Source organism: Enterobacter cloacae complex sp. P16RS2 (genome assembly GCF_014982155.1).
Taxonomy (GTDB): domain Bacteria; phylum Pseudomonadota; class Gammaproteobacteria; order Enterobacterales; family Enterobacteriaceae; genus Enterobacter; species Enterobacter cloacae_M.
The window spans coordinates 18,259-28,208 of the sequence record NZ_JADCKW010000022.1 but is presented as its reverse complement, the minus strand read 5'-3'; the positions used below and the strand labels follow the sequence as shown (position 1 = coordinate 28,208).

The 9,950-nt window shown below is 54.0% G+C and carries 13 protein-coding genes; 10 read left to right on the top strand and 3 right to left on the bottom strand.

All coding sequences use genetic code 11. From position 1 onward, the window contains the following. Nucleotides 1–1,131: tail fiber protein (locus tag INF68_RS15470; protein ID WP_193525345.1), on the top strand; the 1,131-nt coding region annotated here is incomplete at its 5' end. 2 nt (nt 1,132–1,133) lie between these two features. Further along, the gene (locus tag INF68_RS15465; RefSeq protein ID WP_193525344.1) at nt 1,134–1,649 is read left to right on the top strand and encodes a tail fiber assembly protein; all 516 of its coding nucleotides are present in this window, start codon (nt 1,134–1,136) and stop codon (nt 1,647–1,649) included. Nucleotides 1,650–1,672: 23 nt separating this feature from the next. Here the strand turns inward: INF68_RS15465 and INF68_RS23430 are convergent, their stop codons facing one another. Beyond that, entirely contained in the window at nt 1,673–1,795 is a 123-nt protein-coding gene (locus INF68_RS23430) for a hypothetical protein (RefSeq protein ID WP_255518592.1), read from the bottom strand. Nucleotides 1,796–2,023: 228 nt separating this feature from the next. Between INF68_RS23430 and INF68_RS15460 the strand changes: the two genes are divergently transcribed. The 8 genes from INF68_RS15460 (at nt 2,024) to INF68_RS15425 (ending at nt 8,642) form a co-directional block, all read left to right on the top strand. Further along, nucleotides 2,024–3,217, top strand: coding sequence for a phage tail sheath protein (locus INF68_RS15460; RefSeq protein WP_193525343.1), 1,194 nt, complete (start codon nt 2,024–2,026; stop codon nt 3,215–3,217). 12 nt (nt 3,218–3,229) lie between these two features. Next, complete coding sequence (locus INF68_RS15455) at nt 3,230–3,748, top strand: phage major tail tube protein (protein ID WP_063960159.1); 519 nt, start codon at nt 3,230–3,232, stop codon at nt 3,746–3,748. A gap of 60 nt (nt 3,749–3,808) precedes the next feature. Beyond that, the gene (locus tag INF68_RS15450; protein ID WP_155033015.1) at nt 3,809–4,117 is read left to right on the top strand and encodes a phage tail assembly protein; all 309 of its coding nucleotides are present in this window, start codon (nt 3,809–3,811) and stop codon (nt 4,115–4,117) included. Beyond that, on the top strand, nt 4,114–4,272 hold the full coding sequence (locus INF68_RS15445; RefSeq protein WP_240326290.1) for a GpE family phage tail protein: 159 nt from the start codon (nt 4,114–4,116) through the stop codon (nt 4,270–4,272). Before INF68_RS15450 ends, INF68_RS15445 begins: the two co-directional genes overlap by 4 nt. Beyond that, complete coding sequence (locus INF68_RS15440) at nt 4,262–6,709, top strand: phage tail tape measure protein (protein WP_193525342.1); 2,448 nt, start codon at nt 4,262–4,264, stop codon at nt 6,707–6,709. Before INF68_RS15445 ends, INF68_RS15440 begins: the two co-directional genes overlap by 11 nt. Before the next feature lie 12 nt (nt 6,710–6,721). Next, nucleotides 6,722–7,186, top strand: a complete 465-nt coding sequence (locus INF68_RS15435) for a phage tail protein (RefSeq protein WP_023333118.1) — start codon at nt 6,722–6,724, stop codon at nt 7,184–7,186. Next, nucleotides 7,183–8,346: a phage late control D family protein gene (locus tag INF68_RS15430; RefSeq protein ID WP_193525341.1), complete on the top strand. Its 1,164-nt coding sequence runs from the start codon at nt 7,183–7,185 to the stop codon at nt 8,344–8,346. The genes INF68_RS15435 and INF68_RS15430 overlap by 4 nt, the downstream gene beginning before the upstream one ends. 77 nt (nt 8,347–8,423) lie before the next feature. Continuing rightward, nucleotides 8,424–8,642 carry a DNA-binding transcriptional regulator gene (locus INF68_RS15425; RefSeq protein ID WP_071847085.1) on the top strand — a complete coding sequence of 73 codons (219 nt, stop codon included), beginning with the start codon at nt 8,424–8,426 and terminating at the stop codon, nt 8,640–8,642. Nucleotides 8,643–8,786: 144 nt separating this feature from the next. Here the strand turns inward: INF68_RS15425 and rplS are convergent, their stop codons facing one another. Then, nucleotides 8,787–9,134, bottom strand: a complete 348-nt coding sequence (gene rplS, locus INF68_RS15420; RefSeq protein WP_002914145.1) for a 50S ribosomal protein L19 — start codon at nt 9,132–9,134, stop codon at nt 8,787–8,789. Between the two features lie 43 nt (nt 9,135–9,177). Beyond that, nucleotides 9,178–9,945 (bottom strand): tRNA (guanosine(37)-N1)-methyltransferase TrmD, encoded by a 768-nt coding sequence (gene trmD / locus INF68_RS15415; RefSeq protein ID WP_015571574.1) that lies wholly within the window; start codon nt 9,943–9,945, stop codon nt 9,178–9,180. Nucleotides 9,946–9,950 lie beyond the last annotated feature (5 nt).

Sequence of the window (9,950 nt, the reverse complement as noted above, 5' to 3'; positions counted from 1 at the left end):
GCCGCCACACCGAAAGCGGTCAAGGCGGCGAATGACAATGCAAATGGCCGCGTGCCGTCAGGGCGGAAGGTTAACGGGCGAGCGCTGGCAGAAGATATCAATATCACTTCTCAGGACATTTTTAACGGTCAGGCCGTGCTGATTGGAAATGCTGCCGATCTGAATAGCTTTACTACACCGGGGCTATATTACCAGTCATCCAATTCGCAGGCGCAAGCTGGAGCTAATTATCCCGAAACGGTGGCCGGGTCGCTTGAAGTATACAAACATGCAGGTGTTACGCAGATATACCGGATATATGCCGATTCACGCTCATATATCCGTATTTATTATAATGGTACATGGACGCCATGGGCAAAGCAGTATGACACTGCAAACAAACCCGCCCCTTCGGATATTGGTGCGGTTGCTGTAAATGGTGGTAATTATAACGCCACCTTCGGACTCGGAAGAGTCGAAACCATACCAACAGAATCAAATATGTCTGCTCTTTATAATGTACAGGCTGGAGAAGGCGGGGTTGTGTCAGGTGTTGAATTTAACTGGTACGGTCATAAATTTACAGTCGGCATCACCCGTGACGATAGTAGCGGCACAAACGGTTTAGTATTTCAGCACAACGGGTATACGCGCTTAAAAATAGATAAAGATGGTAATTTAATATCTTCCGGTGCATTTCAGGCAGGTGACAAAGTAGTAGCTGGCGCTGGGGTTTTTGATACTCCTAACGTGCGGGTCTATTCATCAAATAACCCGCCTAAACAATATGCACTTAGAGACTGTATTACTTACGTAGGGCTTGAAGCCGACAACTCCTCAGCCCCTTATATGCGTCAGGAATCTACCGGGAATCTGATCCGTCTGGCTACGACAAATTGGGCAATTGGGAGCTTTGCGACACCTTCCTGGACTATAGCTAATTTTGGCATGGTTAACGGCATCAGGCGCGGCGGGCAGCAACTACAGAACCCGACAGACGTATTTTTCGGCAACTGGGAATCACCAGCCGGGTGCACTGTTACAGGTATTACGATGGAAGGCCGAAGCGACGGGCGAAAGCTGGGCGTCTATTATCGCCAGATGCAGTATTTCAATAAACAGGCTAATAGCTGGATTAATGTCGGGGATTAATTATGGATACTTTCATCAATCCTGTAATTTATAAATATGAACATGTCGAAATTAACGGCGTCATGCGCACGGGGCTTTATTTTCAGGATATCCACGGGCGCGACTGGTACGAAACCCTGCGCGACTGGAAAGGCGCAATTGCCACCGATGCCGCAGGGATTGTGATTGCCTGCGAGACCGATGTCACCCTTATGGGAATGATGGAGGGGCGAAGCGTTTATGAGGTTGACCCCGAAAGCATCCCCGAAAATGTCATTGGAAACTACACGTTTCAGAATGGGGTATTTACCGATATTCGTCCTGATGCGGCCGAGCTTGCCGAGCAAAAAAGGAAGGAGCTCCTCGAGGAGGCCAAAATCGCGATGGCACCCCTGCAGGATGCGTCAGATTTAGGGATTGAAACTGACGAAGAGAGGGCGCTGTTAAATGAGTGGAAAAAATACAGGGTCAGCCTGAACCGGATTACTGTCAGTGATGCCGCTAAAATTGTCTGGCCTGAGCCACCGGCAACCCGATAATAAAAAACCCGCGTTAAGCGGGTTTAATCGTAGGGGCATTCTTCATAGTCTTTTTCGGTTTCATCACCGGCAAAGAATTTGAGCCAGCAAAAACCGAAAATCCCCCATGCTGTCAGACCGCCTGTTATCCAGAGTAAAATCGTCATCGTTGTCACCTCGCTAATGGCGCAACGATAGCGATAATATCCACTCATTGATAATGGTTATCAGCGATCAATTACTCATGATTGCTCGTTCAAAACGATCAATCACCTTTCCCCGCCGCCTCAACTGCTAACTGTCCGTTGTGCTGTCCCCATTCCAACGGTGTTACGTTTCTCGCTCCCCACACACAACAGAAAATAGTCGCACCCCTTAACCACGGAGTTAAACAGATGGGCGACTATCATCACGGCGTCGAGGTCATCGAGATTAACGATGGCACGCGCACCATTTCCACCGTCTCGACGGCCATCATCGGCATGGTCTGCACGGCCAGCGATGCTGACGCAAAGACATTCCCCTTAAACGAGCCGGTACTGATTACCAGCGTGCAAACGGCGATCGGGAAAGCCGGTAAAAAAGGCACGCTGGCAAAATCCCTGCAGGCCATTGCCGACCAGTGCAAGCCGGTCATTGTGGTGGTGCGCGTTCCCGAAGGCACCGAAGACCCGGAAGACCCGGAAGCGGCGCAGAAAGAAACCATTTCCAACATCATCGGCACGACCGACGAAAACGGCAAATACACCGGGCTGAAAGCGCTGTTAACGGCGAAAACCGTCACCGGCGTTAAGCCGCGCATTCTCGGCGTGCCGGGGCTGGATTCTCAGGAAGTGGCGACCGCGCTCGCGTCAACCTGCCAGAGCCTGCGCGCGTTCGGCTATGTGAGCGCGTGGGGCTGCAAGACCATTTCCGAGGCGATCGCCTATCGGGAGAACTTCAGCCAGCGCGAGCTGATGGTCATTCACCCTGATTTTCTGGCGTGGGACACCACGACAAACGGAACCCAGACCGCATGGGCGACCGCCCGCGCGCTCGGCCTGCGCGCCAGAATCGACCAGACAATCGGCTGGCACAAAACGCTGTCTAACGTTGGCGTGAATGGCGTCACCGGCGTTAGTGCCTCGGTGTCATGGGATTTGCAGGAGCAGGCTACCGACGCCAACCTGCTGAATCAGGCCGGGGTGACAACGCTCATCCGCAACGACGGCTTTAAATTCTGGGGTAACCGCACCTGCTCGGACGATCCGTTATTCGTGTTTGAAAACTACACCCGCACGGCGCAGGTGCTGGCCGACACGATGGCGGAGGCGCACGCGTGGGCGATGGATAAACCCGTTTCCGCAACGCTCATCCGCGACATCGTCGCCGGTATCAATGCCAAATTCCGCGAGCTGAAAAACAACGGCTATATCGTTGACGGCTCATGCTGGTACGACCCGGAGTCAAACACCGTGGAAACCCTGAAAGCCGGGAAGCTGTATATCGATTACGACTACACCCCCGTTCCGCCGCTGGAAAACCTGACCCTGCGCCAGCGCATCACCGATACCTATCTGGCAGACCTGTCAGACTCGGTAAACAGCTAAGGAGCTCAGAACATGGCGTTACCACGCAAACTGAAATACCTGAACATGTTTAACGACGGTCTCAGCTACATGGGCGTCGTTGAATCCGTCACCCTGCCAAAGCTGACCCGTAAGCTTGAGAAATACCGTGGCGGCGGGATGCCGGGCTCGGTCTCGATTGACCTCGGCCTCGATGACGACGCGCTGTCGCTTGAGTGGACTCTCGGCGGTCTGCCTGACGTCGCGCTGTGGGCGCAGTACGCGTCACCGGGTGCCGACAGCGTGCCGCTGCGCTTCACAGGCTCTTTCCAGCGCGATGACACCGGCGAAATTTCCGCCGTTGAGGTGGTCATGCGTGGCCGTCACAAGGAGTACGACGGCGGCGAGAACAAACAGGGCGAAAGCGGCACGACCAAAATCGCGACCGAGTGCTCGTACTACCAGCTCACGATCGACGGCAAAGAGGTCATCGAGATTGACGTCGTCAACATGGTGATGAAAGTCGACGGCGTCGACCGTCTCGCTGAGCACCGCCGGGCGATTGGCCTGTAACCCGTTAACCGGTCAGCCAGGCTGGCCGGTCACTTACTCACATTCAAAGAGAGCAACATCATGGAAAACATCAACGAAACCGCCACCACCGAAACCGAAAACTCAAACATTGTGATCCTCGATAACCCCGTCATGCGCGGTGAGCAGAAAATCGAGCAGGTGACCGTCACCAGACCCAACGCGGGAACCCTGCGCGGCGTGAGTCTGGCGTCGCTGGCAAACTCAGACGTTGACGCGCTGATTAAGGTGCTGCCGCGTATGACGTACCCGGCACTCACCGAGCATGAGGTCATGCGTCTGGAAGCGTCAGACCTGATTTTGTTCGCCGGTAAGGTGGTCGGTTTTTTGTCACCATCTTCGGCTCGCTGACATTCCCCGATAACCTTTCGGTCGATGACCTGATGGCGGATATCGCGGTGATATTTCACTGGCCGCCATCAGAGCTGAATTCCCTGAGCGTGACCGAGCTCATCACATGGCGCGAAAAGGCGCTGCAGCGAAGCGGACACCACCATGAGCAATAACGTCAGGATTGAGGTACTGCTAAACGCAGTAGACCGGGCAAGCCGACCGCTCAAAGCTATCCAGACTGCCAGCAAGACCCTTGCCGGCGATATCCGCACTTCTCAAAACAGCCTGCGCGATCTGAATGCGCAGGCGTCCCGAATTGACGGATTCAGGAAAGCGAGCGCACAGCTTGCCGTGACCGGCCAGTCGCTTAACAAGGCTAAACAGGAAGCCGCAGCGCTGGCCGTCCAGTTTAAAAACACGCAGAACCCCACAACCGCGCAGGCGCGCGCGATGGAGGCGGCAAAGAAATCCGCCGCTGACCTGCAGCTCAAATACAACAGCCTCAGGCAGTCGGTACAGCGGCAGCGCACCGAGCTCGCGCAGGCCGGTATTAATACCCGCACCCTGTCGGCAGACGAGCGCCGTCTGAAAACCAGCATCAGTGAGACGACTGCACAGCTCAACCGGCAGCGCGAGGCACTGGCGCGGGTCAGTGCACAGCAGGCGAAATTAAGCCAGGTAAAAGAACGATATAAATCAGGTAAGGAGCTGGCTGGCAATATGGCCGCTGCAGGTGCTGCCGGTGTAGGTATCGCCACGGCGGGAACAATGGCCGGGGTAAAACTGCTGATGCCTGGCTATTCGTTTGCACAGAAAAACTCTGAGCTGCAGGCCGTTCTCGGGGTCGATAAACAGTCGCCAGAAATGGAGGCGCTGCGTAAACAGGCGCGCCAGCTCGGGGACAATACTGCCGCGTCTGCAGATGATGCCGCAGGCGCGCAAATTATTATCGCGAAAGCTGGAGGTGACGCTGCCGCAATACAGGCAGCGACGCCTGTCACACTCGATATGGCACTGGCTAACAGAAGGTCTATGGAGGAAAACGCCCAATTACTGCTTGGAACAAAAGCGGCGTTTCAACTGCAGAATAGTGACGTTAGCCATGTTGGCGATGTGCTATCAGCCACGATGAATAAATCTGCTGCTGACTTTCAAGGTCTCAGTGATGCTTTGACATATCTCGGGCCGGTAGCAAAAACCGCCGGGGTAAGTCTTGAGCAAGCTGCAGCAATGACCGGTGTGCTGCATGACAACAATATCAGAGGCTCAATGGCTGGTACTGGTAGCAGTGCTGTCGTCAGCCGGTTGCAGGCACCAACCGGGAAAGCGTGGACAGCACTCAAAGAGCTGGGAGTTAAGACCTCTGATAGCAAGGGCAATATGCGCCCGGTATTTAGCATCCTGAAAGAAATTCAGGCGAGTTTCGATAAGCACAAACTCGGTAACGCGCAGCAGGGGGAATATCTCAAAACAATTTTCGGAGAGGAAGCCCTTAAATCGTCAAACGTGTTACTCGCTGCTGCTGCGAGCGGCAAGCTAGATAAGCTCACTGCAACACTGAAAGCCTCGGACGGGAAAACTGCTGAGCTGGTTAAAATCATGCAGAACAACCTCGGCGGTGACTTCAAAGAATTCCAGTCAGCTTATGAGGCCGTCGGCACAGACCTATACGACCAGCAAGATAGCTCTCTACGAAAATTAACCCAAACAGCCACACGGTACGTTTTACAACTTGATGACTGGATCAAAAACAATAAGGAACTTGCGTCAACCATCGGGTTAATTGCAGGTGGTGGGCTGGCGCTGATTGGCGTGCTGGCCGGGATTGGCCTGATAGCGTGGCCGGTGGTAACGGGCATCAACGTGATTATCGCCGCTGCCGGTTTTCTCGGTACAAATCTGGCCGCAATGGGAACGGCCATTGTTTCGGTGCTCGGGGCGCTTACCTGGCCGATTGTCGCTATTGGGGTTGCCATCGTCGCCGGTGCGCTGCTTATTCGCAAATACTGGGAGCCAATAAGCGCATTTTTCTCAGGCGTGGTTGAGGGACTTAAAGCGGCCTTTGCGCCGGTGGCGGAAATTTTCGCACCGCTTGCGCCGGTGTTTGATTCTTTCATGGAGAAGTTACGCGGGGTCTGGCAGTGGTTCAAAGACCTGATCGCACCGGTTAAGGCGACGCAGGATACGCTCGACAGCTGCAAAAATGCGGGTGTGATGTTCGGTAAGTTGCTGGCCGAAGCGCTGATGTTGCCGCTCAAAAGCTTTAATACACTGCGTACCGGCGTTAACTGGTTACTGGAAAAGCTCGGGGTTATCAATAAAGAATCGAGCGACCTTGACCAGAAGGCCGCAAAAGCTAATGCCGCCACCGGCTCGCAAAATAAATCTTATATTCCGGCAACCTCAACATATGGCGGTTATCAGGCATATCAGCCAGTTACCGCGCCCACTGGTAAGACTTACGTCGACCAGAGCAAGCCAGAATATAACATCAACCTGAATGGTGGCATCGCGCCGGGCAGCGACCTCGACCGTCAGCTGCGTGAGGCTGTCGATAAACTCGACCGTGAAAACCGTGCGCGTCAGCGCTCAAGTATGCGCCATGACTGAGGGGGGTAAAGCATGTTAATGGTTTTAGGTTTGTTTGTGTTTGAGCGCCGCACGCTGCCCTATCAGTCCATGCAGTATTCGAAGGATTACCGCTGGGCGTCAAACGACCGTATCGGCAAGCCACCGGCTTACCAGTATCTCGGGGAAGGAGAAACCACGCGCACGCTGTCGGGTGTCCTCTATCCCGAAATTACCGGCGGACGTCTGTCACTGACCGCCATCGAGCTGATGGCAGACGAGGGGCGAGCGTGGCCGCTGATTGACGGAACGGGCATGATCCACGGCATGTATGTCATCGACAAAGTTACGCACACGCACACCGAGCTATTCAGCGACGGAGCGGCGAGAAAAATCGAGTTTAGCCTTTCGCTTAAGCGGGTCGATAAATCGCTGGCGGCCATTTACGGCGACCTGAAAACGCAGGCCGACAATCTGGTCACGTCTGCCGGTGACTGGCTGGGAGGGCTGGCAGGATGATTACTGGAATGGATATTCAGGCCGGGGCGAAGATTGCCCCGGCATTTATGCTCAAACTGGATAACGACGATATCACACAGGATTTTAGTGACCGCCTTATCAGTCTGACCATGACCGACAATCGCGGATTCGAAGCCGACCAGCTCGATATCGAGCTCGATGACACTGACGGCCAGATAGCAATGCCACCGCGCGGCGCAACGTTGACGCTGTGGTTAGGATGGCAGGGATCCGCGCTGATAAAAAAAGGGACGTTCACGGTCGACGAAATCGAGCACAGGGGCGCGCCTGATACGCTGACCATCCGGGGGAGAAGCGCCGATTTTCGCGGTACGCTGAACTCGCGCCGGGAGCAGTCATGGCATGACACCACGCTCGGGCAAATTGTCGAGACGATTGCGGCACGCAATAAACTGACGGCCAGCGTGGCCGACACGCTGAAAGCCGTCGCCGTGCCTCACATTGACCAGTCGCAGGAATCCGACGCGGTGTTTCTGTCCCGCCTGGCTGACCGGAACGGGGCGTCAGTTTCGGTAAAAGCGGGGAAACTGTTATTCCTGAAAGCGGGGAGCGGTAAGACGGCCAGCGGGAAGCCCATTCCGCAGATGACGCTTGAGCGAGGCGACGGCGATCGTCATCAGTTTGCCATTGCTGACCGGGAAGCCTATACCGGCGTGACGGCGAAATGGCTGCACACCAAAGACCCGAAGCCGCAAAAGCAAAAGGTGAAGCTCAGGCGTAAGCCAAAAGAGCAACACCTCCGCGCATTACAGCATCCGAAAGCGACCAAAGCCCCGGCAAAGGCCAAAGCCAAAAAAGAGCAGGAAGCGCGCGAGGGTGAATATATGGCCGGTGAGGCTGATAACGTGCTGGAGCTGACGACCATCTACGCGACAAAGGCGCAGGCCATGCGCGCCGCTCAGGCGAAGTGGGACAAGCTGCAGCGCGGCGTTGCGGAGTTTTCAATCTCGCTGGCGATCGGCCGGGCAGATTTATTTCCTGAAACGCCAATCGCGGTGAAAGGCTTTAAGCGCGTTATAGACGAGCAGGCATGGATAATCAGCCGGGTGGTGCATAACCTTAACGGGAACGGCTACACGACGAATTTAGAGCTTGAGGTTAAGATTTCGGATGTTGAGTACGAGCAAGTCAACGATTAAACAATGCAAACTTTGTCTTGCAAATGCAAATTTGAGGTTTATCATCCCGACTAGGTCATGAGAGGGGGGATATAATTATGATGCACTGTCCATTATGCCAGGACGCTTCACACGCAAGGTCAAGCCGGTATTTAAGCACTGAAACAAAAGAGCGTTATCACCAGTGCCAAAACATAAACTGTGGCTGTACTTTTGTAACACATGAAACACTTGCAAGGTACATAGTTAAGCCAGGTGAAGTGGTGCCAGCCCCGCCCCACCCCTCAAAATACAATCAGGGTAGTCTGTGGCTTTGAACCTGCTCCGGCAGGTTTTTTTATATCTATCGCCACAGCGTTAATCTCTGCCGCCAATTTGCCGCCATCGCCAATAAAAAAGGGGTTAGCGTTACGCTAACCCCTTGTTTTCTACAAGCTTTCGGATGTTGCGAAAGCGCGTTATTAGTTCAGACGCTCTTTAATACGAGCAGACTTACCAGTACGCTCACGCAGGTAGTACAGTTTAGCTTTACGTACAGCACCACGACGTTTAACAGCAATGCTGTCAACTACCGGAGAGTGAGTCTGGAAGACACGCTCAACGCCTTCGCCGTTGGAAATTTTACGAACAGTGAATGCAGAGTGCAGACCGCGGTTACGAATAGCGATAACCACGCCCTCGAATGCCTGCAGACGTTTCTTGGAACCTTCAACAACCCATACTTTCACTTCCACGGTGTCACCTGGACGGAAGGAAGGTACGTCCTGCTTCATCTGCTCTTGTTCAAGTTGCTTAATAATGTTGCTCATAATTTAATCTCTTATCCTGGGTAAACTGATATTCGGGAGCGTATTACGCATTCCCATCATGTTCATGCTGCTGGTGCACGTGTTCAGTTTTGAACTCGGCCAGCAACTTTGCTTGCTCTTCAGTCAGAGCCAGGTTTTCCAGAAGTTCAGGTCTTCTAAGCCAGGTTCGGCCCAGCGACTGCTTCAAACGCCAGCGACGTATCTCGGCATGGTTTCCAGACAGTAACACTGCCGGTACTTCCATCCCTTCTAACACTTCAGGACGAGTATAGTGTGGACAGTCCAGCAACCCATCGGCAAAGGAATCTTCCGTTGCCGAAGCTTCATGGCCCAGAACTCCCGGAATGAACCGGGCGACGGAGTCAATCAGCGTCATTGCGGGTAACTCACCACCGCTAAGAACGTAATCGCCGATAGACCATTCTTCGTCAATCTCGGTTTGAATTACGCGCTCATCTATTCCTTCGTAGCGCCCACAGACCAGAATCAGCTTTTGATTCGTCGCCAGTTCGCTCACGCCCGCTTGATCAAGCTTGCGTCCCTGAGGTGACAGATAAATCACCTTTGCGCCTTCACCTGCCGCGGCTTTTGCTGTGTGAATGGCGTCCCGTAAGGGTTGCACCATCATTAGCATCCCCGGTCCGCCGCCGTAAGGACGATCGTCCACGGTACGGTGCCGGTCATGAGTAAAGTCACGAGGACTCCAGCTCTGGATGCTCAGCAGGCCATTCTTTACTGCCCGGCCAGTTACCCCGTAATCGGTAATCGCGCGGAACATTTCAGGAAACAGGCTAATTATGCCAATCCACATAGCGC